Below are 24486 nucleotides of genomic sequence, written 5' to 3'. Positions count from 1 at the left end.
AACAGTCAAAAACAGACCCCGGTTCCTGCAAAGGTTGCAGTAAGCCGCCCCACCGTGCCATTCTGCCCGCCGCCCCGCCTGCCCATACGGAAACCGCAATGCGCCCAGCTGACCGCCACGATGAGATTGTCCGCCTTGTCCTGAAGACCGGAGAAATCAGCGTTGACGATCTGGCCGACCGCCTTGGAGTCTCGCGGGAGACCATCCGCCGTGACCTGACGGCACTGGATGAGATGGGAAAAGTGCGGAAATTTCACGGTGGGGCCCGCGCCCGCTCCGTCGCCGCCACCGAACCGCCGACAGAAGGCCCCTTCGCCGCCCGCATGGCCGAGAATACCGCTGCCAAACGGCGGATCGCCTATGCTGCCGCCAGCCTGCTTTCCCCCGGCGATGCCCTGTTTATTGACACCGGCACCACCACGCTGGCATTGGCCGAAGCCCTGATCGGCCTGCCATCTCTGGTGATCATCACGAATTCCTGCCGGGTGGCGGCCACTGTTTCCGCCAATCCCGACCATAAAGTCTTTCTGATCGGCGGGGCCTATGGTGCCGATGCCGGTGAATCCCTCGGGCATCTGGCGGTGGAACAGATCGGCCGCTTCCGGGCCCGCCATGCCTTTCTGACCGTTGGGGCAGTGGATCCGTCAGGGGTGATGGATTTTGACGTTCAGGAAACACAGATTGCGCAGGCGATGATGGACCGGGTGGAGCTGACCACCATCCTCGCCGACTCTTCCAAATTCGGGCGGCGGGGCATTTTCGAGGTAGCACCATGGCACCGCGTTGACCGGCTGGTCACCGATGCCACGCCGCCGGAAGAGATCACTGCCGCCCTGACCGCTGAAGGCGTCGATCTGCTGATTCCCGCCCCATAGGCTTCAGATTTATCTTTTACCCCACATTGCGGACAGGGAGAGGCTGCGCCTGCAAAGGAGATTGCCGGGCCGGGCAGTCTGTACCCATAAAATTTTAGTGGAAAAAAGAATGCAGCCGTGCTGCTGTCCTCCCGCTCCAGCCATCGATCAGGGGCTGATCCGGCATAAAACTGGCGCAAGGGTCTGCACAGACTGATCTAAGAAGTCGGCCCCCTGCGTAAGAAGACTGTCGGCAAAATCAGGTATCCCCTGTTCTGCATGGCTCCCCCCTCTTGACTGGCCATCTCCTGCCATACCAGTCATGTTATACCCCAGCCCGGCAGACAGTGTTGGAAGTACAGAAATATGTTTCAGGCCCTGAAAGAAAACCGGAAAATCATCGACGCAATCAACCGCTCTCAGGCGGTGATTGAGTTTGATATGAATGGCCGCATTCTGCATGCCAACCAGATTTTTCTTTCACTGATGCAGTATGATCTGAAAGATATTCTCGGGCAGCACCACAGCCTGTTTGTCTCATCTGATGAGAAAGACAGCCCGGAGTATAAGACGTTCTGGGAACGCCTGCGGGCCGGGGAATCTTTTTCGGCGGCGTTCCGCCGTGTGACCCGGTCCGGCAACCCGGTGTGGATCCGTGGCACCTACATGCCGATTTCTGACGCCTCCGGCCACCCGTATAAAGTGATAAAGATCGCCACTGACATAACCGAAGATAAGCGTCAGGCCCTTGATCTGGCAGGACAGATCGCCGCCATCAACCGGTCGCAGGCGGTCATTCACCTGAAGATCGACGGCACCGTGCTATGGGCCAATGACAACTTTCTGTCGGCCCTCGGCTACAGTCTGGCCGAGATCAGCGGGCAGCATCACAGCCTGTTCGTTGACCCCGCCGAACGGGATACAGACACCTATCGCGCATTCTGGGACGGCCTGCGCCGGGGTGAATATCAGGTCGGTGAGTTCCGCCGCCGCAGCAAAAGCGGTGAGGACGTCTGGATTCTGGCCAGCTACAATCCGATTTTCGATGTCAACGGCACGCTGGTGAAAGTGGTGAAATTCGCCACCGACATCACCCAGCAGATCCGGCGCCGTCAGGCCCGGGCTGAAACCCAGCGCCAGATCGACAGCGAACTGACGCAGGTGGTCAGCGCCATCACCGCCGCCACCCAGCAGGCGGGCACCGTGACCAACGCCGCGACCCAGTCCGCCGAAACCGTGCAGACCATGGCGTCGGGCGCCGAGGAACTGTCGGCATCGGTCACCGAAATCAGCCTGCAGGTCGCCCGGGCGCTTGAGGTGTCAAATGATGCGGTCGAGCAGGCCACACGCACCAACCGGGTGGTCTCGGAACTGACCGAGGCCGCCGACCACATCAGCACCGTCATCGGCCTGATCAACACCATTTCCAGCCAGACCAACCTGCTGGCCCTGAATGCCACCATCGAAGCCGCCCGCGCCGGTGAGGCCGGAAAAGGGTTTGCCGTGGTCGCCAACGAAGTCAAAAGTCTGGCGACGCAAACCGGTAAGGCCACCGAGGAAATTGCCCGACAGATCAAAAGCGTGCAGGAAAACACCCGGGAGGCGGTCAGCGCCATTCAGGCCATCGGCGGCACGATCAGCCGGATCAACGCCATTTCCAGCGCCATCGCCTCGGCGGTGGAGGAACAGACCGCTGTCACCCGCGATCTGTCGGCAAATATGCAGTCCACCAGCAGCGGGGTCGGCACCATCACCGACAGCATCGCCGAAATCGCCGGAGGCCTGCAGCATATCCTTGACGCCTCAGAGCGGGTGAAACGCCAGAGCGCCTCGCTGGTCTGACCCGCCACAACGGGGCAGAACGCCGCCGGAAGCCCCCTGCAAATTTATTTAACTACATATGATTATGAATACGGATTCCCGGAGACTCTATACCTTTTCATGATCACGCCCCGCCCCGCACCCGCGCACACTGAACGGGAACTGCGGACGGTGCCATACCCTCCACGCCTGCGGTTCAGACCCCCCCCCCACCCATAGGCCAGACAGGGGAGGCTGACATATGTTTGGATACAGAAAACAGGACAGGCTGACGCTGGATGCTCTGCATCAGGCTCACGCCATCATTTCCTTCACCCCGGAGGGCATCATCATCGACGCCAACCGGAACTTTCTGGCCATGACCGGTTACACGCTGACTGACCTGCAAGGCCAGCCGCACAGCCTTCTGGTGCCCCCCGATCTGCGGAACAGCCCGGAAAACGCTGCGCTGTGGGCGCAACTGCGGCAGGGAAACCCTGTTCATGCCATGTTCCGGCGGATCAGCAAAAGCGGACAAATTCTGTGGATCCGTGGCACCTACGCACCGGTCACAGACCGCTCCGGCACTGTGATCCGCATCGTAAAAACGGCGACGGATGAAACGGCAAACCACCAAAAGGCCAGCGACACGGATGCAGTGGTGCAGGCCATCAGCCGGTCACAGGCGGTCATCCAGTTTGCGCCGGACGGAACGATCCTCGACGCCAACGACAACTTCCTGAACACCTTCGGCTATCAGGCGGCTGACGTCATCGGGCGGCATCACAGGATGTTTGTGCCACCGGAAGAGCAGGGATCGCCTGCGTACCGTCAGTTCTGGGACACTTTGCGGCAGGGGCAGCATATCACCGCTGAATTCCGCCGGATCAGCAAAACGGGGGAAGAGGTCTGGATCCTCGGATCCTATAACCCGGTGTTCAGCCCGGACGGAGCCGTGATAAAGGTGGTGAAGGTGGCCACTGACATTACCGCTATTGTGCACGAACGGCAGCGCCGCTCATCCATTCAGCAGCAGATCGACCGCGAACTGGCGACCGTCATCACCATCATTGGCCGCGCCAACGGCCAATCGGCCACCGTTGCGGAATCCGCCGCCCATTCCTCGGGAACAGTTGAAACACTGGCCGGGGGATCAGAGCAGATGGCCGCAATGTTGCAGGACATCACCCGACAGATGGCCGAAACCAGCCACGCCGCCAGCGAAGCGGTTGAACGGGCCAGCCAGACCGATGCGGTGGTCAATACCCTGCTGGAAGCGACCAACCGGATCGGCGCCATTCTGGAGCTGATCACCGCCATCGCCAGCCAGACCAATCTGCTGGCCCTGAACGCAACGATTGAAGCGGCCCGGGCCGGAGAGGCCGGAAAAGGATTCTCCGTCGTCGCCAATGAAGTGAAATCACTGTCAGGCCAGACCCGCCACGCCACGGAAGAAATCGCCAGCCAGATCAACCGCGTGCGACAGGATACCCGCGATGTTGCCAACGCCATCGGCGCCATGACCGAAACCATCAGCCGGATCAGCCACCTGTCTTCTGCACTGGCGGACGCCATGACCGCACAGGGCGTGCGGACGGAGGCGATGACACGGTCCATGCGGTCAGCCTCGTACACGGTCAGCGGCATTTCCGGCGGGATCGCTGAAGTGGCGACCGGCCTGCAGGAGATTCATGCCGCATCACTGCGGATAAAATCGCAGAGTCAGGCGCTGGCATAACGGGGCCATGAAAATGGCCCTGTGAGAATGGCCCGGACTGGCGGCCCGAAGGGGCCGCTCTCTCTTTAACAACCATGTACGGGGCCATGAAAATGGCCCCGTACTGGCCAAAGTACGGGGCCGTTTCCCATCCCTGTCCCAATCCCGGCAGGATCAGGCCGTCAGGGTGGTCCGCCGGACCCGGGAGACGCACAACCCCGGCCCGGAAGCAGTATCAGATCAGCGCGGATTAACCGCGCAGAGCCGCAATGTTAGCGGCATAGGTCCCGTTTTTGAAGACGGCGCTGCCCGCCACCAGCACATTGGCCCCGGCTGCGATACAGAGCGGTGCCGTCTCCGGGGTTACCCCGCCATCGACTTCCAGCTCAATCGGGCGGTCGCCGATCATCTGCTTCAGGCGGCGGATCTTTTCGACCTGCGAGTGGATGAAGGACTGACCGCCGAAGCCGGGGTTGACCGACATCACAAGCACCAGATCAACCGAATCCAGCACATATTCCACCACCGATTCCGGGGTTGCCGGATTCAGCGAGACCCCAGCCTTCTTCCCGAAGGAGCGGATCAGCTGAAGGGTGCGGTGCATGTGCTTCCCGGCTTCGGCATGCACGGTGATGATATCCGATCCCGCCTTGGCAAAGGCCTCAACATACGGATCAACCGGGTCAATCATCAGATGCACATCAAACACCTTGGTGGTGTGCGGGCGCAGGGCCTGCACCACCGCCGGGCCGATGGTGATGTTGGGCACATAGTGGCCGTCCATCACGTCGATGTGGATGTAGTCGGCCCCGGCGGCATCAATGGCGCGCACTTCCTCACCCAGACGGGCGAAATCGGCAGACAGAATGCTGGGGGAGATTTTGACGGTCATAACAGTATCCGGCGTCAGGGGAATACAGGATATGGGGACAGGCTTGAAACGGCGAAAGGGCCGCCCCGCAGGGGGCAGCCCTTTCCCGTGTGACCGGAGCCTCAGGCGAACTTCGGATCCAGCGAACCGTCAGCATAGCGCTTGGCCATGTCAGCCAGCGGGATCGCCTTAATCTTGGAAGCCTGACCGGCGGCGTTAAAGCGCTCGAAGCGGTCAACGCACAGCTTTTCCATGGCATCCATCGCCGGCTTCAGGTAGCCGCGCGGATCGAATTCCGACTTCTTCTCGGCAAACACCTTACGGATCGCGCCGGTGATCGCCATGCGGTTGTCGGTGTCGATGTTGATCTTACGGACGCCGAACTTGATGCCTTCTTCGATTTCTTCCAGCGGCACGCCGAAAGTCTGCGGCATTTCACCACCGTACTGGTTGATGATGTCCTGCAGATCCTGCGGCACCGAGGAAGAGCCGTGCATCACCAGATGGGTGTTCGGGCACTTGGCGTTGATCGCCTTCACCACGTTCATCGCAAGGATGTCGCCGGTCGGCTTGCGGGTGAACTTATAGGCACCGTGGCTGGTGCCGATGGCGACGGCCAGCGCATCAACCTTGGTGCGGGCAATGAAGTCAGCCGCCTGATCCGGGTCGGTCAGCAGCTGGGAATGATCCAGAGTGCCTTCGAAGCCGTGGCCGTCTTCCTTGTCGCCCTGCCCGGTTTCCAGAGAGCCGAGGCAGCCCAGCTCGCCTTCCACCGACACGCCGACCATGTGCGACATGCGGGTGACGTCAGCGGTGACGTTGACGTTGTAGTCGTAGGAGGCCGGGGTCTTGGCGTCTTCTTCCAGCGAACCGTCCATCATGACGGAGGTGAAGCCGCTCATCACCGCCGACATGCAGGTGGCGCCGCTGTTGCCGTGGTCCTGATGCATGCAGACCGGGATCTCCGGGTACATTTCGGTGACCGCCAGGATCATGTGCTTGATCATGATGTCGCCGGCATACTTGCGGGCGCCACGGCTGGCCTGAAGAATCACCGGCGCGTTGGTCTTGCGCGCGGCGTTCATGATCGCCAGCACCTGTTCCATGTTGTTCACGTTGAACGCCGGCATGCCGTAGGTGTGTTCGGCGGCATGGTCCAGCAGCTGGCGCAGGGTAATGACGGGCATTGCAGTCTCTCCTAAAGCGGTCTGCGTGTTTATAGACCCCGGGGCGGCATGGCCTCCGCCCCGGGGGTCGGTTTTAAGGGTTAGGCCTTCACCAGCTCTTCCGCCTTGGCGGCGACGGCGTCGGCAGTGATGCCGAACAGCTCGTACAGCTTTTCCGCCGGGGCCGAAGCGCCGAAGCCGGTCATGCCGATCACCGCGCCGTCCAGCCCGGTGTAACGGTCCCAGCCGAAGGTGGACAGGGCTTCCACCGCCACCCGCGGGGCATCGCCCAGCACGGCCTTGCGGTAAGCCACCGGCTGGGCGTCAAACAGTTCCCAGCACGGCATCGACACCACAGCGGCCTTGACACCCTTGGCGGCCAGCAGGTCGCGGGCCTTCAGGGCGATTTCCACTTCCGAACCGGACGCCAGCAGGGTGACGTCGCGCGCGCCATCGGTCTCGGACAGCACATAGGCACCCTTGGCCGACAGGTTGACCGAGGCATCATCGCGGAGGCACGGCAGGTTCTGGCGCGACAGGGCCAGCAGGCTGGGGCCGGTGGCGTTTTCCAGCGAAATCTGCCAGCACTCGGCGGTTTCCACGATATCCGCCGGGCGGAACACCAGCAGGTTCGGCATGGCGCGCAGGCTGGCCACATGCTCCACCGGCTGGTGGGTCGGGCCGTCTTCGCCCAGACCGATCGAGTCATGGGTCATGACATAGATGGTGCGGATGCCCATCAGGGCCGCCATGCGGATCGCCGGGCGGGCATAGTCGGTGAACACCAGGAAGGTGCCGCCATAAGGGATGAAGCCGCCGTGCAGGGCCAGACCGTTCATCACCGAGGCCATGCCGTGTTCGCGCACGCCGTAGTGGATGTAGTTGCCGCCCATGGCGTCGGGCAGAACCGAGGTCATGTCCTTGGTGACGGTCAGGTTAGAATGGGTCAGGTCAGCAGAGCCGCCGACGATGGTCGGCAGGGCCGGAACAATGACTTCCAGCGCCATCTGGCTGGCCTTGCGGGTGGCGACCTTGGTCTTTTCCGCGATCGCCTTTTCCTTCAGCGCGGTCAGACCCGCATCCCAGCCCTGCGGCAGGGCCCCGGACAGGGCGGCATCAAAGGCTGCCTTGACGTCGGCCGGCAGGGCGGCGACACGGGCTTCCCACACCGCACGGGCAGCGGCACCCCGGGCCCCGGCAGCGCGCCAGGCCGACAGCACATCTTCCGGAATTTCGAACGGGGCATGCGGCCAGCCGAGCTTGTCGCGCATCCCGGCCAGTTCGGTATCGCCCAGCGGCGCGCCGTGGGTCTTCTCGGTCCCGGCCAGAGTCGGGGCCCCGAAGCCGATGACGGTCTTACAGGCGATCATGGTCGGCTTGTCAGACTTCTGCGCCGCTTCGATGGCAGCGGCGACAGCATCCTGATCATGGCCGTCAACAGCCAGCGTGTTCCAGCCGGCGGCGCGGAAGCGGGCGTGCTGATCTTCCGAGGTGGCAAGGGCGACATCACCGTCGATGCAGATCGAGTTGTCATCCCACAGCACGATCAGCTTGTTCAGCTTCCAGTGCCCGGCCATGGCAATCGCTTCCTGCGAGATGCCTTCCATCAGGCAGCCGTCACCGGCGATGACATAGGTGAAGTGATCGACCGCATCAGTGCCATAGCGGGCGGCCAGCATCTTTTCCGCCAGCGCGAAGCCGACGGCGTTGGTGATGCCCTGCCCCAGCGGGCCGGTGGTGGTCTCAGCCAGCGAGACATGGCCATATTCCGGGTGACCGGCGGTCTTGGCATGGAGCTGACGGAAGTTCTTCACTTCATCCAGCGTGATGTCGGAATAACCCAGCAGATAGCCGAGGCTGTACAGCAGCATCGAGCCGTGGCCCGCCGACAGCACGAAGCGGTCGCGGTCTGCCCAGCGCGGGGCCGACGCGTCAAACTTCAGGAAGCGGGTGAACAGAACGGTGGCGACATCAGCCATGCCGAGCGGCATGCCGGGATGGCCGGATTTGGCCTTCTGTACCGCATCGGCGGACAGGAAACGGATCGCGTTGGCCATCTTGGCGTTCAGGGTCTGCATGGTCATTGTCCGGGGGCTCTTCAGTGACTCTCTGGTGCGGGCGGAAAAACGCGGCGTGTCGGTTGGCGGATCTGCGCTGAGTGTGCAGTCTTGATTATGGCGTCATAAAGACGGTTTGTGCGGTCTGATACCGGATTCGGATCAGATCGCATAGTGCCCCATTGCCGCTTTGATCAAATGATAGGTGATCAACAGCTGCGACAGGGCCAGCGGGTGGCTCATCCGGGTGTGCTGGTCTTCGTCCAGATACTGGCCGAGATTGGCGCGCAGGTGCCCGGCCTCGGGGATCAGATCCCACAGCAGGTCTTCCATCGCCTTGGCCCGGCGGTCATCAACATCGCCCGCAATTTCCAGCACATCGACCGGCTTGCCGTCGATATCGCGGGCCAGCTCAAGGCGGATGCCGTTCTTGGCCCCGGCGACGATCGGGGTCAGATCCGGGTGCGGCAGGGTCGGGCGCAGAATGTGCCGGGCGTTCAGATGTTCCGTCCGCACCGGACTGACCGAGCCATCGCGGCGGCGGAACGACAGCACCAGATCGGCAAAGGTCCGCTGCGGACGGATATGGGTCAGCGAGTCGCGCAGGCGGCGTTCCAGCTCGCGCTTGGCCTCGTCCTCGGTATAGCCGCGCTTGGCGATGTCCCGCCGCAGCTTCCAGGCCGTGCGCAGTTCCTCTTCCGGCTCCAGATAGACCTTAACGTCGAAGCAGTCGCGCATGGCGCGGGTGGAATAGGTCAGCAGCCCTTCCACCAGAATATATTCCTTCGGCTCCACATAGACCGGGGCCCGCAGGGTGCCGTCGGAGTGGTCATAAACCGGCTTCAGGATCGCCCGCCCGGCCCGGAGCTGCTGCAGATGCTGCTCCAGAATATCCATATAGTTGGCCTGCGGGTCGAACGGCGACAGGCCGCGCTCCGCCCGCTCCACGCGGGAATAGCGGTGATAGTCATCGGTACACAGCAGCGTCACCCGCTCCGGGCCGAAAATCGCGGCGATCCCGGCGGCCAGCGTGGTCTTCCCCGCCCCGGAGTCGCCGACAATCCCCAGAATCACCGGCTGTCCGGCCGGGCGCACCGGCAGGGCCAGACTGGCCGGACTGACCGGGGGCAGGCGCGACGACATCATGGGCGGGCCGCCCCGGCGGCCACCGGCTGCCAGTTGCTGATCACCTGCCGCCCCTGCCCCTCGCCGCACAGCAGCAGGGTTTCGGTCCGCACACTGCGGCCCTGCCGCTCCACCCCCTGCAACAGCAGGCCGGTGGTGATGCCGGTGGCGCAGAACACCACCTGATCGGACCGGGCCAGATCTTCGGCGGCATACCAGCGGTTGGTGTCGATCCCGGCATCCCTGACCGCCAGCCGTTCGCCATTCAGCTGCGGGTTCATCCGGCCATAAAACACCCCGCCCAGCGACCGAATGGCGCAGGCGGTGATAATCCCTTCCGGCGTGCCCCCGGTGCCCATCAGACAGTCAATCCCGGAATCAGGGATTGCCGCCATCAGCGCCCCGGCGATATCCCCGGCGGGGTACAGGGCCACCCGGGCCCCGGCAGCGTAAATATCCTGAATCAGATCGCGGTGGCGCGGTTTCTCCAGCACGAAAACCGTCAGGTCGGTCAGCGGCTTTCCGGTTTCCCGCGCCACCACCGCCAGTTTGTCCGCCACGCTCATGCCGGGGTCGATTTTGCCGCGCACGACCGGGGGGCCGACGAATTTTTCCATATAAAAACAGGGGCCGGGGCGGAACAGAGAGCCCTGAGGAGCCATCGCCAGCACCGCCAGCGCATTGGTCATCCCCCGCGCCAGATAGGACGTGCCTTCCACCGGATCAACGGCGATATCAAAAGGCGCAGAACCTGCGCCGGGATCAAAAGGCGCAGAACCTGCGCCGGGACCACCGGCCCCCCTGCCGCCGATCACATCGCCTGCCAGCAGGGCAGTCCCGTCATCGCCCAGACCGCCGCTGCCACTTTCGCCGACAACGATGGTCCCGCGCACCGGCAAACCGGCCAGCTCGGCCCGCATTGCCGCCATCGCGGCGCGGTCGCCTTCCACCTTATCGCCCCGCCCGATCCAGTCATAGGCTGCCCGCGCCGCCGCCTCGGTGGCGGCACGCATGCGAAAGCCCAGAACCGACAGCTCCGCGTTGCTCACGGCGGCTTCCTTCATCTCCGACCCTGTCCAGACATCCGTTGGCCAAGCCCCCCTGCCATGGGTGGGAGAGAACCACACCATCGGGCAGGATGCCACAAAAAACCACCCGGTTCAGCGGGCCGGTCAGCGCCAGACATCCTGCAACCCAAGCACCCGCTGCTCGACCTGACCGCTGGCGGCAATCCGGCGCAGCGCCCCCAGAACGGCATCACGCTCCGGCCCGGTGGCGGAGACCGCACAGTACACCGGCTCCGGGCGCATCAGCAGCAACGGCAGAGGAAACGGTGCCGACGGCGGGACCGTCCGGCTGTTCCAGCCATACACCATCCGGTTCAGGATGGCATAGCGGGTCCGGCCATGAGTGACCATCTTCAGGGCTGCGGCCTCATCCGGGGCGTCAATCCGCGTCAGGGTCCCTGCCGCAAACAGGGGATCAAGATCGGGGTACAGATAGCCGCGCACCGTGGCGATGGTGCCTGCCAGATCCTTCAGCCCGTTCAGCACCGGCGCGACGTCTGGCCTACCCGCTTCTGGCTTACCCGCTTCTGGTCTACCCGCTTCTGGCGTCTCTGCGGCAGCGCTCCCGGACAGGGCCATCCCGACAATCACGTTCTGCTCGCTGAACAGCGGCACCGACAGGGCGAACCGGGGGCGCTCGGGGGTGGGAATCCACCCTTCCGCCAGAGTACAGACCAGATCAATCTGATCGGTCGCCAGTATCTGATAAATCCGCTTGCGGGGGACCGAGATCATTTCCACCGGGCGGGCCAGATCGTCCGCCACCATCCTCATCAGATCAGGCAACAGCCCCTGACTGAACTGGCCGTCAACACCGGCACGCGGCGGCGCCGTCCCTTCTAACACCCCGGCCCGTAACGGTCTTTCAGCCGCCGGGGCCGGAGTTGGAACCGCAGGAATCAGGACAACAGGCAACTGCGGGGCAGACGGCGTCTGGGCCGGGGCTGACGGCGCAGATCCGGCGAGCAGTGTCACAGCAAGGGCAACGCGGCGGAAGGCAGCCCGACAGGCGTGGCCCCGGCCCGTCTCTCTGCCTGTCTGTCCGTCTGTATCTCTCTGGCGCGGGGCCCGCACCGTCATACCGCCATCCTCGCGACCCTGCCGCCCACCCTCAGCGGCCGTCGCGCCCTTTAAGGTAATGTGCGACGGCCTGCGCCCGGTTGGAGACACCAAGTTTATCATACAGATTTTTAAGATGGAATTTGACCGTATTCAGGGAAATATCCAGCTGGGATGCGATCTGGGCATTGGTCAGCCCGCCCGCCAGAGCCGCCAGCAGCTCTTTCTCCCGCGGGGTCAGGCCGATAAACGGATCCGCCGCCAGCTGTGAGACATCGACGAAGGGAAACATCATCCGCCCGTCGGCAACGGCCGCCACGGTTTCCAGCAACTGGGCCGGCGGATCGGACTTGGAGCAGAACCCGGCGGCCCCCAGCGCCATCGCCACCCGGGGAATATCAGGATTGCTGGACCCGGTGTAAACGATCAGGCGGGGCATTTCGGCCCGGCCCTGAAGCGCCTGCAACACCCCCCGGCCATCAAGGTAGGGCATCTCCCAGCCGATAATGCCGACATCAAAGCTGACCCGGTCAATCGACGACAGAAACCGCTCTCCATCCGGTGTGGTGCCGACCAGCGCAAAACGGTCATCCCCGGCAAACAGCTTGATCAGGCTACTCATCAGCAGCGGATTCTTTTCCGCGATCACGATTTCGATAGGGCGGCGGCGCTTGCCGGTACCATCCCGGGTGATGTCTGTCGTTTCTTCGGACATGCCCAATAAACTTTCACATACCCAAACGCTCTCGCCACACCAGCGTGGCCGGGACGGAGACCCCGGACAGCCCGCGGCGCACCCCTCCCCACTTTGGTAGGGGTACACTACCCCAAACCCGGCTGCCGTTTCCACCCAGAACCGCACATCCCTGACAGGATCCGTCTGAAAAGCCTGCTGTCCCGCCCTGCCCGCCCCGGCAGCGGCGGCCTGCCCTTAGGTGTGGGCGGCGGCCTCGCAGATCACATACCGCGATTTGCCCTGATCCTTGGCGCGGTACATGGCGCTGTCGGCAAGGCGCAGCAGGGTTTCCGCATCATCGGCATGCTCCGGGGCCAGCGCCACCCCGATCGAGGCGGAGACCGCCCCCACCTGAGGCCGCCCCTCATGGGTACCAAGCTCGAAAGGCACAGACAGACTGCGCAGAATCCGGCTCGCCACATCGTGTACGCAGGCGGTCTCCTCAATCCCGGCCATGATGACGGTGAATTCGTCCCCGCCCAGCCGGGCCACGGTGTCACTTTCCCGCACGCAGGAGGCCAGACGCCGCGCCGCCTCTTTCAGCAGCAGGTCACCGGCATCATGGCCAAGGGTGTCGTTGACCGCCTTGAAGCCGTCGAGGTCGATGAACATCAGCGCCATCGGCAGGCCGTTGCGGTGCATGGTCCGCACCGCCTGCCCCAGACGGTCATGGAACAGCACCCGGTTCGGCAGGCCGGTCAGGCTGTCATAGGTGGCCTGATAGCGGATCCGTTCCTCATCCAGCTTGCGCTGGGTGATATCGTTGACCACCAGCACCACGTGGCGGATATCCCCGCCCGGAGAACGGATACCCGAGGCGGCCAGACGGGCGGCAAACCGGCCGCTCCGCCCAGAACTCCTCTTCGGCATGACCGGTGCGGACCAACGTTTCCAGCACCGCGTCCCAGCTACAGTCCGAGGCGGTGAACAGAATGCGGTCGACCGTGTTGCCCAGCTCCGCCGTGCCGCCGACAATGCGGGCCAGCGCCGGATTGGCAACCGTGATAATGCCATCCGGCCCGCACACCAGAATCCCTTCCGCCGTGGTTTCAAACACGGTGGCGGCAATGTTCAGACGTTCTTCGACCATCCGCCGTTCGGTGATGTCCCGCACCACCACCACCGCACCGCCGACCTCTTCCCCCTGTACCGACGGAATCGGGCTGGAGGTATATTCAGCAATAAAGGTGCTGCCGTTGCGGCGCATCAGGGTCATTTCCACCCGGTCATGGAACACGCCGCGCCGCAGCGCCGCCTTTACCCGCACCGGCTGACCGGCACGGGCACCATCGCCGTGACGGAATACCTCGACCGCCGAGCGGCCGATCACATCCCCGGGGCTCCAGCCCAGCAGGTCGGTCATCGCCGGATTGGCGAACGTGATGATGCCGTCAGGATTGATCCCGAGAATACCGTCCCCCGCCGCATTCAGCACACTGCGGCTTTCTTGCGTCAGGCGCAGCAGCTCGCGGGTCCGCTCCTCAACCTGCCGTTCCAGATCCTCGGTATAGCGCCGCTCGGCTTCCTCGGCCCGGCGGCGGTCGGTGATATCGCGGATCACCCCGGTCTGCAGGCTCTGACGGCCCAGACGCAGGGCGCTGAAGGTGACGGCGGCGGGAAACAGGCTGCCATCCGCCCGGCGGGCGCTGTGCTCCAGCTCCACCCCCGGGATCGGCAGCACCACATTATCATCAGGCTCGGGCAGCAGGCGGCTGATCGGGGCCCCGATCGCCTCATCGGCCCGCATGCCGAACATCCGTTCGGCAGCCATGTTAAACGACTGGACCAGCCCCGCCTCGTCGATGGTGACAATCGCATCGGCAACGGTGTTCAGGATGCCTTTCAGGCGGGCCTCACGTTCCCGCACCCCTTCCGCCGCCCGCACCCGGGCGCTGATATCGCGGGCCTCCAGCACATGGGTGCGCGTTCCCGGCAGGGCCACCACCCGGGCCTCGGCATCCAGCCCGGCGCCGTCAGCGGTGATCAGCTTCAGGGGCAGCAGCCCCCGCTCCTCGCTCAGGGCATCCAGCCCCAGTTCCAGCAGGGCATGGTAATCCGGGTGGATGATCCGCTCCAGCGGCTGGCCGACAAGGCTTTCCGCCGACGGCAGGCACAGCACCTGCACCGCCGAGGCATTGACCATCGAAATCCGCCCGTTGGACACGACAATCATCGCATCCAGCGCCAGATCGACCAGAGCGCGGTACCGCTGCTCGCTGGCCATCACCTCGCGGATTGTCCGCATCCGCTCCGTCAGGTCACGGGCATGGACGAAATACAGGTCAGATCCGGGTTCCAGCGCCGTAACGCGGATCTCACATTCCATCTGGGTGCCGTCGGTCCGCAGCAGCAGCATAGGGATCATCCCTTCGCCTGCCACCTCTGCCAGCCCCCCTTCAAACACCGGGCGGTAATCACCGCCGGTCAGATCGGCAAACGCCTGTCCGATCAGGTCAGACTCCGCCCGGACGCGCAGCGCTTTCAGCGCAACCGCGTTGGTCGCCAGAATCTGTCCGCCCTGACACAGGAAAGCCGGATCGGGCAAATGCCCCATCAGCTGCCGGTAAGAGCCATATATCTGCGAAAGGACCGTCATCGGCGACAGCAGCTTCCCCCCCCTGTTGCATGGATCACCGTCCATGTTTCCACCGCCGCGTTTTTATTGCGCGGCAGCAGCATCCCCATCGGACCTGACCCGGTGCCTGCCCCTGTCCGACACACCCGACCGCGCAGTCATCAGTCTGTCATGCAGGATGTCATTCACCGGGGGAAGGTACGACGCATCGGCATCGGTTGCAACCATTCCAGCCGTGTTTTACCCCCCTAAGACACAGCCATTAAGTGTGGACGTCACGAGGGGCGGGTTTCGCTGCGCCGCAACCGGATCAGCAGCAGACAGGCCGCAACCGCCGCGTAGACAAGGGGTGTCCGCAGATCAGCCTTGACCATCATCGCATAATGCAGCACCGCCAGCGGGGCAGCGGCATAAACCAGCGCGTGCAGACGCCTCCACCGTTTTCCCCCGATCGCCCGGACCATTTTCTGCGGCGAGGTGACAGCCAGCGCCAGCAAAATCAAAAAGGCAACCATCCCGACCGTGATGTAACGGCGCTTCAGCACATCGGCCCACACCGCCGCCCAGTCAAACAGCTGATCAACCCCGGCATAGAGCAGAACATGCAGGGCAGCATAGAAAAAGGCGAACAGCCCCAGCATCCGCCGCAGCCGCATCACCCCGGCCCAGCCGGTCAGGCGGCGCAGCGGCGTGACCGCCAGCGAGACCAGCAGCAGGATCAGCGCCTGATCGCCGGAAAAGCGGATCGCCGTTTCAATGGGGTTGACCCCCACCGGGTCGCCGGAGCGCATCAGGACGACACGCAGGGCGAACCACAGCAGGGGGGACAGCGCCGCCAGAAACACCACCGGCTTCAGCCAGCGCGGAAACCAGCCCGGCGGAATGACAGGACCGGTCAGTACCATTTCCGCAGATCCAGACCGCTGTAAAGCCCCGCCACCGACTCGGCATAGCCATTGAACATCAGGGTATCCCGGCGCAGGAAATCGCCGATCCGGCGTTCCTTGGCCTGACTCCAGCGCGGATGATCGACCTGTGGGTTGACGTTGGCATAAAAGCCGTATTCCTGCGGGGCCTGCGCCGCCCAGGACGTCCGGGGCATCTCGCGCACCAGCGAGATACGGACGATCGACTTGACGGACTTAAACCCGTACTTCCACGGCACCACCAGCCGCAGGGGGGCACCGTTCTGCGGGGGCAGACTGCGGCCATAAACCCCGGTGGCCAGCAGGGTCAGCGGGTGCATCGCCTCGTCCAGACGCAGCCCTTCGACATAGGGCCAGTCCAGCACCCGCCATGCCTGCCCGGGCATCCGCTTCGGATCATTCAGGGTCTCAAACCGCACATACTTTGCGTCCGCGGTCGGCTCCACCCGCTTCAGCACCTCAGCCAGCGGCACTCCGACCCAGGGAATGACCATCGACCAGCCCTCGACGCAGCGCATGCGGTAAATGCGCTCTTCCAGACCGATCCCCATCAGCAGGCGGCCAAGGTCATAGGATCCGGGGCGGGCGACATCACCGTCCACGGTCACGGTCCACGGCTCCGTCACAAACCCTTTGGCCCGCCGGGCCGGGTCTTCCTTCGCCGTGCCGAACTCATAGAAATTGTTGTAGGTCGTGACGGCATCCCACGGCGTCAGCGGGTCGGCGGCCGCCAGATCGGGCCGGGGGGTCACCCCGGCCAGCGGCGTTCCTCCGGCAGCCGGGCCGGGATCAGCCAGCCCGCCCCCAGCCGGGCCGGTCGCGGCCGTGGCGCTCAGGGATGGCATCAGGGACGCCCCGCCCAGCAGGGCGGCACCGCCGCGCAGAAAAGACCGGCGGCTGGCCCACAGGGCCTCGGGGGTGGTGTCGCGCTCCTGCAGATCCCAGGAACGGCGGTGGCGCAGCAACATCATGATGTCTCCGACAGAACATGAGAGAGGAGGACTTCCGCAGGCAGGAGCCCCGATTACCGGGCATATCACCGGGCATCTGGCCCTGACGATATGGGGGTAGCCTGCCACGGGCGGAAGAACAGGGGCACTCACATCTGCGCGATTGACGGTCACGGCCCGTCCGGCAACACCGGAACAGGGGGCATACCGTCACAGCCATGACCACACAGACAAAAAGACAATCTTAAAAAATGGTGATTGCATTCCGCCCCGTTCCGTCGCAGGCTCCGCCCTGACCGGGGGATGCCGCTGTCCGTCCCGGTGCTGTGCTATGCGGGCCTCGCAGACCGGACCGCCGACCCTTTCAGGCCGGATGCCGGACAATCGAGTCGCCCCGCAGGTGTGGCGTGTCCCAGCCTACATAGGCAGCCTTTTTTCCGGGCCTGCCGCCAGATCTTACGTCGTTTTCCGGCCCGCCGTCCGCAGGCCCCCAGCTCAGGATTGCATCGTGTTTTCCAAGGCTCTCCGCGTTTCCCTTATCGCCTCTGCCGTTCTCTGTGCCGCTGTCCCGGCCTTTGCGCAGGAAAAAGGGGCCAAAGTGCAGAAGTTCGGCAACTGGTCGATGGGCTGCGACCCCAAGCAGCCGAAGGCCTGCCTGCTGCAGCAGGATTATGTTGATGCCAAGACCAAGGCCCCGCTGCTGCGCGTTGATATCGCCATGCAGGGCAACCCGGCTTCGCCGTCGCTGCGCGTGATCGCGCCGCTGGGCGTGCTGCTGCTGAAGCCGCTGGTGATCAACATCGACGGGAACGAGCCGGCCAACCTGCCGTTCACCACCTGCCTGCCCGGTGGCTGCTCCACTGTGGTGTCTCTGGCCTCGCAGGCGGTTGAGCGCATGAAGTCGGGCAAGCAGATGAACTTCACCTTCACCATGGCCAACCAGCAGACTGTCAACGCCACCATCAGCCTGAAGGGCTTCAACGATGGTCTGGCTGCCCTGAGCAAGTAAGACCCCGGCGCCAGCGGCCCGGCACAGCCCGGAAGGATGGGATCCGGACAGAGAGGGATATCTCTCTGTCCGGATTTTCTGTTTTCAGACCGTCCGGTCTCCCGCACACTGATTTTTCTGCTGATTTTTCAGGACATCCGCATGCCCGACTCTGCACGCCTTACCCGTCGGCGCCTGTCCGCCCTGCGGTCCGGTTCTGTGGTTTTGTGCGCACTGCTGCTGTCTTCGTTTTCAGGCTGCGCGCTGCAACCCTCGCTCTCCCCGCGCCCGGCCAGCCCGCCGTGGCAGGCCGAGCCGACAGTTCCGGTGATCAATGCCATCAGCCCGGATGCCCCGCCGGGGCGGGGCTGGAGCCTGCGCCATCCCTCGCTGCGCTTCGGCGGGCTGTCGGGCATGGCCGTAACCGGGGTGGCAGCCGATGGCCGGATCAGCCTGACTGCGGTTTCTGACCGGGGGACACTGGTCCGCTTTACCCTGACCCCTGACGGGGCCCCGGATCTGACCGTGGAGCCCGAGGTCCGCCCCCTGACCGGGCTTAACCTTCAGCCTCTGCTGAAAAACCGGGACCGCGACTCGGAAGAAATTGTGGCCCGCGCCGATGGCAGTCTGCTGATTTCCTTCGAGATGGACCATCGCCTGTGGGCGTATCCGCCCGATCTGGCATCCCCCCCGCTGGCCGTGGCCCTGCCCGATGATTTTGGCCGGGTGATCAACAATGGCGGTCTGGAAGGAATGGCCCTGCACCCCGACGGGCGCCTGCTGCTGGTGCAGGAAAGCACGGTGCCAGACGACAGCGGACCAGCGCATGGATCCGGGGCGCCGGACCGCCGCCTGATCCGCGCCTGGGTCGGCATTCCCGATGACCGGCACCCCGGCCAGTACCGCTGGTCCCCCCGCCGGATCGCCGCCTTTGAAGACTACGAGGTCAGCGGTGCCACCGCGCTGGCCGATGGCACCGTCCTGCTGATCGAGCGGGCGTGGTCCTTCCCGCTGACATTCCATACCCGGATCAGGCGACTCGGCCCCGAGCTGTGGGACGATGGCGCCAAGGTGCTGGACGGACCGGAACTTTTCCGCCCGGACCCCGCTGCCATACACGAAAACTATGAATCCTTGGTTGTATTGCCCACCCGATCCGGAACGGAGAAGGATCCGCACCTGTTTATATTGTCAGACAATAATTTCCTCGCTGCACAAAAGACTCTGCTGCTCGATATAGGCCGTTTGGCTGATCTTGACGGAATGCGGCGGTAGGTCTTTCCTGAGGAAGCAGTCAGCAGTTGCGGAAGGGCAGATCTACCGAAGGGTAAACATGTCTGCCGACAGTCAGCTTCCGGGCTGAGCAGTGGGGAAAAACGAATGAAGTTTCTTGTAGCGGATGACCATCCTCTGGTGCGGCGGGCACTGGCGCTGACCCTTGAAAAGGTCTCGCCTGATGTCACCCTGCTTCAGGCGGACAGTCTGCAGGCCGCACTGGACGTGGTGGGGCAGCACCCGGATATTGATCTCGTGCTGATGGATCTGTCGATGCCCGACACCACCGGGCTGGACGGGGTGAAAGAAATGCTGGCCGCCGCCGCCCCGGCACCGGTGGCCGTGGTCTCTGCCGAGGAATCCCCGGATATCGCCCTGCAGGTTCTGGCTCTGGGCGGTGCGGGCTACCTGCCCAAGTCGCTGCCGGAAGATGTGATGCGGGCCGCCCTGTCACTGGTGCTGGCCGGGGGTACCTATGTGCCGCCGCTGGTGACCAGCCGGGCCGCAGCCCCGGCGGCCCTGCCGCAGCTGGGCGGGGGCGTGATGCGCAGCCCGTCGCCGGATGTGGCGGTCCGGGGCACCCGGGGCGTCAGCTCTCTCACACCGCGGCAGCGCGATGTGCTGGATCTGATCATCGAGGGGATGTCGAATAAGGAAATCGCCGACCGCCTGCAGGTGGCCGAAGCGACGATCAAAGTGCATGTTACGGCAATTCTGCGGGCCTTTGGCGTCAACAGCCGCGCCAAGGCCATCAGCGCTGCCCGCAGGGAAGTGGAAGCCACCCCATAACCCCCCCCCCTTGCCCCGGCGGACCTGCCCCGGCGGACCTGCCCCGACGGACCTGTCCCCGGCAGGGCTGTCTACGGCAGACCTGAACATAAAAAAGCAGGCCCGCCGGGGTCTGTCAGAGTGGTGACAAGCCCCGTTGTTTTTCAGCGGGGTTTGCTTTTTGGGACATCAGGCTGCGATGAGGGTGCTTTCCCGACAACAGAGCAAACCGCCCGGATCAGGACCGCGGTGCACCCACGGGGGGGAGTTCTCTTGTATTGATAACGCCGGAAATCCGCTGAAATCCGGCCCGTCGATCGCAACTCCGGCCCCGGTGGGGCACCCCCCCTGTTCCCGCCGCTGATAACTCTGGAGTCATTATAGTCCGCAGGGGTACCGCCGGTCAGATTCTGCCGAGTCCCCGGCCCGGAACGCCGGCCCCGCTCCCGGCGGCCCCGCCCCCCCCCAGAACAGGCAAACCGGCAGGAAAATCAGTGTTCACGCCCGACAGCGGGGCAATCAGCCACTTGTTTCAGGTCACTTTTTCCCGCTGATCCCGGCAGGTTTTGCCTACTGTTAACTCCTTTTTCACTGAGGAGGCATAGGGTCAGACCAAACCAGTGGTGTGACGGCCTTCGGGCGGCGTAAACAAACGGGAACGGAAGCAGTGGACTCATTCCTTGCACAGATGCGCAATCTCGGCCCTGCCCGTCTGGCCGCCCTTGCCGGTGTTGCCATCGGGATGCTCGGCTTCCTGATCTATTTCGCCACCCGCTTCAGCTCCCAGCCGATGGAACTGCTGTTCGGCGATCTGGCCCCGCAGGATTCCAAGGCGATTATCGCCGACCTTGATGCCCGCAAAATCCCCTACGAACTGCGCGCCAACGGCACCGAAGTGCTGGTGCCCGCCGATCAGGTGCTGAAGCTGCGCGTGCAGATGGCCGAAAAGGCCCTGCCGATCGGCGGGTCGGTCGGCTACGAGGTGTTCGATAAGATGGACAGCCTCGGGGCCACCAATTTCATGCAGAACATCAACATGGTGCGGGCGCTGGAAGGCGAACTGGCCCGCACCATCATGGCGATTGACCACGTCAAGGCCGCCCGCGTGCATCTGGTGATGCCCAAGCGCGAGATGTTCACCCGCGAAACGCAGGACCCCACCGCCTCGGTTTACATCAAAATGTCGCGTGGCCGTCTGGAGCGGGATCAGGTGATGGCGATCCAGCGCCTGATCGCCAGCTCGGTCCCGAAGATGAAGCCGGGCCACGTCGCGGTGGTTGACGAACATGGAGCCCTGCTGTCGTCCCCCGACGACACCGACGCCATGGCGGTGATCAGCAATCAGGAACAGATGCGTCTGAAGGCGGAAAACCGCCTGTCCCGCTCGGTTGAGCAGCTGCTGGAAAGCGTGCTGGGCCCGGGCAAGGTGCGCGCCGAGGTGCGGGCCGACATGGACTTTGACAAGGTGATCACCAATCAGGAAGTCTTTGACCCTGATCAGCAGGTCGCCCGCTCCACCGTCACCCGCAACGAAAACAACCAGTCCACCGAAAACGACCCCGGCACCGTCAGCGTCGCCAACAATCTGCCCAACGCCCAGACCAACAGCGGCGGCCCGGCCGCCACCAGCCGCGAAAACCGCACCGAGGAAACCACCAATTTCGAAATCTCGAAAAAGGTGGTCAATCAGGTCAAGGAAGGCCCGAGCATCAAGCGGCTGTCCGTGGCGGTGCTGATTGACGGCCTGTATACCGGCACCGGCGAGCAGAAGCAGTATCAGCCGCGGTCCGAGCAGGAGATGGATAAGCTGTCGGCGCTGGTGCGGTCTGCCATCGGCTTTGACGCCAACCGTGGCGACCAGATCGAAATGGTCAACATGCAGTTTCAGGTCATTGATCTGGAAGGGGAAAAGCCGTGGATGTTCCTTGGGTTCACCAAGGAAGAGGTTATGCGCATGGCCGAAGGGCTGGGCGTGGCGATCGTCGCCATCCTCGTGATCCTGCTGGTGGTCCGCCCGCTGATTTCCCGTGCCTTTGAAGGGGCCGCCGCCTCTGCTGACAATCAGCTGCTGACCGCCGAGGGCCTGCCCGGTGCCCCGCAGCTGACCGGCCCGGCGCCGATCCCGGAAGAAGAGGATATCTCCGACGAGCTGATCGACATCGACAAGGTCGAAGGCCGCGTCAAAGCCTCCAGCCTGCGCAAGATCGGCGAAATCGTCGAAAAGCATCCGGAAGAAGCCCTGTCCATCGTCCGCAACTGGCTGTATCAGGAGGCCTGATCCCGGCTTCGGGGTTATGTTCCGGTCTCTGTTGTCCGTCATCTCCGGCCCCCCTGCCCCGGCAGGGCCCGGCCACAGTGTAGGGAGTTCGCGCCTTGGGTCGCGTAAAGGAAGACTACCGCAGCCTCACCGGCCCCCAGAAGGCAGCCATCCTGCTGCTGTCACTGGGTGAAGAGCATGCGGCGAAGATCTTCTCGATGATGGATGACGAGGAGATCAGGGAAATCTCCCAGATCATGGCCAACCTTGGCACGGTGTCATCCAATATCGTCGAGCGTCTGTTCGTCGAATTTGCCGATGCCATCTCTAACACCGGGTCGCTGGTCGGGTCGTATGACACCACCGAACGCCTGCTGCTGAAGTCCCTCGGCAAAGACCGCGTCGATGCGATCATGGAAGAAATCCGGGGTCCGGCCGGGCGCACCATGTGGGATAAGCTCGGCAACGTGAACGAGCAGGTGCTGGCCAACTACCTGAAGAACGAATACCCGCAGACCGTGGCGGTGGTGCTGTCAAAGATCAAGGCCGACCACGGGGCCCGGGTGCTGGCGCTGCTGCCCGAAGGCTTCGCCATGGAAGTCATCATGCGTATGCTGCACATGGAAGCGGTGCAGAAGGAAGTGCTGGACGGCGTGGAAAAGACCCTGCGCACCGAGTTCATGTCCAACCTTGCCCGCACCGCCCGCCGCGATGCGCACGAGATGATGGCCGACATCTTCAACAACCTCGACCGCAACACCGAGGCCCGCTTCATGGGGGCGCTGGAAGAGCGCAACCGCGAAAGCGCCGAGAAGATCAAACAGCTCATGTTCACCTTCGAGGATCTTACCCGCCTCGATACCCAGGGCGTGCAGACCCTGCTGCGCCATGTGGAAAAGGACAAGCTGGGTCTGGCCCTGAAGGGGGCATCGGACGGCCTGAAGGAAATCTTCTTCAAGAACATGTCGGAACGCGCCGGGAAGATGCTGCGCGAAGACATGGAGGCCCTGGGCCCGGTGCGTCTGCGCGAAGTGGACGAAGCCCAGAACATCATCGTGGTGCTTGCCAAGGAACTGGCCAATTCCGGCCAGATCGTGATCTCCGAAGGCAAGGACGACGACGAGCTGGTCTACTGATCCCCGCCCGTCTCCGCCCTGCCTGCCCTGTTCCTCTCTGGTGATAAGGATCCCGCCCCTTCATGTCGGCCCCGACCGTCCGCAAGTTTACCTTCGACCTCCGCTTCGACGAGCCGGAGGATCCCGGGCAGACCGTGGCCTCGGACCTGCTGTATGCGGCTCCGACCGGGCATCTGGCCGGGCACGAGGGGGAGGAAGCCGACTATCTGGCGGCGGACGGCGTCTATGATGCCGAGCCCGCCCCGCCCCCGCCGCTCTATACCGAAGAGGAAATGGAGCTGGCGCGGGAGGAAGCCTATGTCGCCGGGCATACCGCAGCGCTGGAAGAAGCCTCGACAGCGCTGGAACAGGCCATGGTCAGCGCCCTGACCCGCTGCGCCGAAGGCATCGCCGGTCTGAAGCCGGGGCTGGAACGGGCCACCGGTGAAATCGGCGAACTGGCGACACAGGTGGCGCTGGCCGTCTGCCGCAAACTTCTGCCCCATACCGGCAGCCACTATGCGGCGGCGGAAATCACCGCGCTGGTCGCCGCCCTGATGCCGGAGCTGCACGCCCACCCGCGCCTGATGCTGCGCGTTCACCCCGACATGGTGCCGCTGCTGCGCGACCAGATCATGCAGGTTGCCCAGCGGGCCGGGTTTGAAGGCCGGATCGTCACGGTCGAAGACCCGTCGATGGTGCTGTCAGATGCCCGGCTGGAATGGGCCGACGGCGGTGCTGAACGCAACACCACCCGCCTGTGGCAGCAGGTGGAGGATCTGGTGGAGCGGAACATTCCCCGGTTCACCCGTGGCGAGGCGCTGGATCTTCCCGCCCCGCCCGACCCTGACCCTGCCCCCGCCGCCGCGCCCGGTCCTGCTGACGAAGATGTCTGGCCCGAGACCGATACCCGGCGCTGGTATACCCCTCCTCCTGCGGTGCCCGCTGAATGATGTACAGCCCGATCCCGTCCCCTCCGTCGCCATCAATCCTGCCCGGCCCCGGTGGCCCCGGCAGCCCCGGCAGCCGGATGCCCCCCCTGAAAGACCCGGGCCAAACCCCGGTGACGTCTGCCGGTCTTTCATGCCATAACCAACTGAAAATAACCCCGGCGGCCCCGTTTATTCCACGGACGCCCCCCGGACAGACCCTGCAGGAGATGCCGCAATGGCCGATCAGG

The 24486-nt window shown here is 63.9% G+C and carries 20 protein-coding genes; 9 read left to right on the top strand and 11 right to left on the bottom strand.

Annotated features, from left to right (window positions below; genetic code table 11):
• The first annotated feature begins 98 nt into the window (after positions 1-98).
• The 3 genes from G365_RS0104160 to G365_RS0104150 all read left to right on the top strand — a co-directional run bounded on the left by G365_RS0104160 (position 99) and on the right by G365_RS0104150 (position 4392).
• Positions 99-875 carry a DeoR/GlpR family DNA-binding transcription regulator gene (locus G365_RS0104160; RefSeq protein WP_019644244.1) on the top strand — a complete coding sequence of 259 codons (777 nt, stop codon included), beginning with the start codon at positions 99-101 and terminating at the stop codon, positions 873-875.
• Between the two features lie 345 nt (positions 876-1220).
• Positions 1221-2696, top strand: coding sequence for a methyl-accepting chemotaxis protein (locus G365_RS0104155; protein WP_019644243.1), 1476 nt, complete (start codon positions 1221-1223; stop codon positions 2694-2696).
• A 220-nt stretch (positions 2697-2916) separates the two neighbouring features.
• Positions 2917-4392 (top strand): methyl-accepting chemotaxis protein, encoded by a 1476-nt coding sequence (locus tag G365_RS0104150; RefSeq protein ID WP_019644242.1) that lies wholly within the window; start codon positions 2917-2919, stop codon positions 4390-4392.
• Between the two features lie 229 nt (positions 4393-4621).
• On the opposite strand, the gene rpe is transcribed toward G365_RS0104150, so the two are convergent.
• The 11 genes from rpe to msrP form a co-directional block, all read right to left on the bottom strand.
• Positions 4622-5263 carry a ribulose-phosphate 3-epimerase gene (gene rpe / locus G365_RS0104145; protein WP_019644241.1) on the bottom strand — a complete coding sequence of 214 codons (642 nt, stop codon included), beginning with the start codon at positions 5261-5263 and terminating at the stop codon, positions 4622-4624.
• 101 nt (positions 5264-5364) lie between these two features.
• Positions 5365-6429 (bottom strand): class II fructose-bisphosphate aldolase, encoded by a 1065-nt coding sequence (fba, locus tag G365_RS0104140; RefSeq protein WP_019644240.1) that lies wholly within the window; start codon positions 6427-6429, stop codon positions 5365-5367.
• Between the two features lie 80 nt (positions 6430-6509).
• Positions 6510-8492, bottom strand: coding sequence for a transketolase (gene tkt / locus G365_RS0104135; RefSeq protein ID WP_019644239.1), 1983 nt, complete (start codon positions 8490-8492; stop codon positions 6510-6512).
• A 135-nt stretch (positions 8493-8627) separates the two neighbouring features.
• Positions 8628-9611, bottom strand: a complete 984-nt coding sequence (locus G365_RS0104125) for a phosphoribulokinase (RefSeq protein ID WP_019644237.1) — start codon at positions 9609-9611, stop codon at positions 8628-8630.
• The gene (locus tag G365_RS0104120; protein ID WP_245554689.1) at positions 9608-10639 is read right to left on the bottom strand and encodes a fructose-bisphosphatase class II family protein; all 1032 of its coding nucleotides are present in this window, start codon (positions 10637-10639) and stop codon (positions 9608-9610) included. Before G365_RS0104120 ends, G365_RS0104125 begins: the two co-directional genes overlap by 4 nt.
• A 123-nt stretch (positions 10640-10762) precedes the next feature.
• Positions 10763-11737 carry a substrate-binding periplasmic protein gene (locus G365_RS20295; protein ID WP_026345079.1) on the bottom strand — a complete coding sequence of 325 codons (975 nt, stop codon included), beginning with the start codon at positions 11735-11737 and terminating at the stop codon, positions 10763-10765.
• Between the two features lie 31 nt (positions 11738-11768).
• Entirely contained in the window at positions 11769-12431 is a 663-nt protein-coding gene (locus tag G365_RS0104110; protein ID WP_019644234.1) for a response regulator transcription factor, read from the bottom strand.
• A gap of 216 nt (positions 12432-12647) precedes the next feature.
• Positions 12648-13232, bottom strand: coding sequence for a GGDEF domain-containing protein (locus tag G365_RS0104105; protein ID WP_019644233.1), 585 nt, complete (start codon positions 13230-13232; stop codon positions 12648-12650).
• Positions 13189-15048 carry a PAS domain S-box protein gene (locus tag G365_RS22695; protein WP_051089836.1) on the bottom strand — a complete coding sequence of 620 codons (1860 nt, stop codon included), beginning with the start codon at positions 15046-15048 and terminating at the stop codon, positions 13189-13191. The genes G365_RS0104105 and G365_RS22695 overlap by 44 nt, the downstream gene beginning before the upstream one ends.
• Positions 15049-15302: 254 nt before the next feature.
• A complete protein-coding gene (locus tag G365_RS0104095; RefSeq protein WP_019644232.1) occupies positions 15303-15932 on the bottom strand; it encodes a protein-methionine-sulfoxide reductase heme-binding subunit MsrQ in 630 nt (209 codons plus the stop codon).
• The gene (gene msrP, locus G365_RS0104090) at positions 15923-16921 is read right to left on the bottom strand and encodes a protein-methionine-sulfoxide reductase catalytic subunit MsrP (protein ID WP_026345077.1); all 999 of its coding nucleotides are present in this window, start codon (positions 16919-16921) and stop codon (positions 15923-15925) included. The genes G365_RS0104095 and msrP overlap by 10 nt, the downstream gene beginning before the upstream one ends.
• A 490-nt stretch (positions 16922-17411) precedes the next feature.
• Here msrP and G365_RS22690 point away from each other — a divergent pair, with 490 nt between their 5' ends.
• The 6 genes from G365_RS22690 (at position 17412) to G365_RS0104060 (ending at position 24259) form a co-directional block, all read left to right on the top strand.
• Complete coding sequence (locus G365_RS22690; RefSeq protein WP_019644230.1) at positions 17412-17912, top strand: invasion associated locus B family protein; 501 nt, start codon at positions 17412-17414, stop codon at positions 17910-17912.
• Between the two features lie 141 nt (positions 17913-18053).
• A complete protein-coding gene (locus G365_RS0104080) occupies positions 18054-19166 on the top strand; it encodes an esterase-like activity of phytase family protein (RefSeq protein ID WP_169545046.1) in 1113 nt (370 codons plus the stop codon).
• A gap of 105 nt (positions 19167-19271) precedes the next feature.
• Positions 19272-19955 (top strand): response regulator transcription factor, encoded by a 684-nt coding sequence (locus G365_RS0104075; RefSeq protein WP_019644228.1) that lies wholly within the window; start codon positions 19272-19274, stop codon positions 19953-19955.
• A gap of 667 nt (positions 19956-20622) precedes the next feature.
• The gene (gene fliF / locus G365_RS0104070) at positions 20623-22212 is read left to right on the top strand and encodes a flagellar basal-body MS-ring/collar protein FliF (RefSeq protein ID WP_019644227.1); all 1590 of its coding nucleotides are present in this window, start codon (positions 20623-20625) and stop codon (positions 22210-22212) included.
• A 95-nt stretch (positions 22213-22307) separates the two neighbouring features.
• Positions 22308-23327, top strand: coding sequence for a flagellar motor switch protein FliG (fliG, locus tag G365_RS0104065; protein ID WP_019644226.1), 1020 nt, complete (start codon positions 22308-22310; stop codon positions 23325-23327).
• Between the two features lie 62 nt (positions 23328-23389).
• Positions 23390-24259, top strand: coding sequence for a FliH/SctL family protein (locus tag G365_RS0104060; RefSeq protein WP_019644225.1), 870 nt, complete (start codon positions 23390-23392; stop codon positions 24257-24259).
• Positions 24260-24486 lie beyond the last annotated feature (227 nt).

Source organism: Novispirillum itersonii subsp. itersonii ATCC 12639, assembly GCF_000381985.1.
GTDB lineage: Bacteria > Pseudomonadota > Alphaproteobacteria > Rhodospirillales > Rhodospirillaceae > Novispirillum > Novispirillum itersonii.
This window is presented reverse-complemented; position numbering and strand designations above follow the sequence as displayed.

Bases quoted from the DNA above. Each gene is read 5' to 3' on its own strand.
- G365_RS0104095 (WP_019644232.1), bottom strand. From the start codon at position 15,932: ATGGTACTGACCGGTCCTGTCATTCCGCCGGGCTGGTTTCCGCGCTGG.
- G365_RS20295 (WP_026345079.1), bottom strand. From the start codon at position 11,737: ATGACGGTGCGGGCCCCGCGCCAGAGAGATACAGACGGACAGACAGGC.
- fliF (WP_019644227.1), top strand. From the start codon at position 20,623: ATGCGCAATCTCGGCCCTGCCCGTCTGGCCGCCCTTGCCGGTGTTGCC.
- tkt (WP_019644239.1), bottom strand. From the start codon at position 8,492: ATGACCATGCAGACCCTGAACGCCAAGATGGCCAACGCGATCCGTTTC.
- G365_RS0104155 (WP_019644243.1), top strand. From the start codon at position 1,221: ATGTTTCAGGCCCTGAAAGAAAACCGGAAAATCATCGACGCAATCAAC.
- G365_RS0104150 (WP_019644242.1), top strand. From the start codon at position 2,917: ATGTTTGGATACAGAAAACAGGACAGGCTGACGCTGGATGCTCTGCAT.
- rpe (WP_019644241.1), bottom strand. From the start codon at position 5,263: ATGACCGTCAAAATCTCCCCCAGCATTCTGTCTGCCGATTTCGCCCGT.
- G365_RS0104160 (WP_019644244.1), top strand. From the start codon at position 99: ATGCGCCCAGCTGACCGCCACGATGAGATTGTCCGCCTTGTCCTGAAG.
- G365_RS0104110 (WP_019644234.1), bottom strand. From the start codon at position 12,431: ATGTCCGAAGAAACGACAGACATCACCCGGGATGGTACCGGCAAGCGC.
- G365_RS22695 (WP_051089836.1), bottom strand. From the start codon at position 15,048: ATGACGGTCCTTTCGCAGATATATGGCTCTTACCGGCAGCTGATGGGG.
- G365_RS0104080 (WP_169545046.1), top strand. From the start codon at position 18,054: ATGCCCGACTCTGCACGCCTTACCCGTCGGCGCCTGTCCGCCCTGCGG.
- G365_RS0104075 (WP_019644228.1), top strand. From the start codon at position 19,272: ATGAAGTTTCTTGTAGCGGATGACCATCCTCTGGTGCGGCGGGCACTG.
- G365_RS0104060 (WP_019644225.1), top strand. From the start codon at position 23,390: ATGTCGGCCCCGACCGTCCGCAAGTTTACCTTCGACCTCCGCTTCGAC.
- G365_RS0104125 (WP_019644237.1), bottom strand. From the start codon at position 9,611: ATGATGTCGTCGCGCCTGCCCCCGGTCAGTCCGGCCAGTCTGGCCCTG.
- fba (WP_019644240.1), bottom strand. From the start codon at position 6,429: ATGCCCGTCATTACCCTGCGCCAGCTGCTGGACCATGCCGCCGAACAC.
- msrP (WP_026345077.1), bottom strand. From the start codon at position 16,921: ATGTTGCTGCGCCACCGCCGTTCCTGGGATCTGCAGGAGCGCGACACC.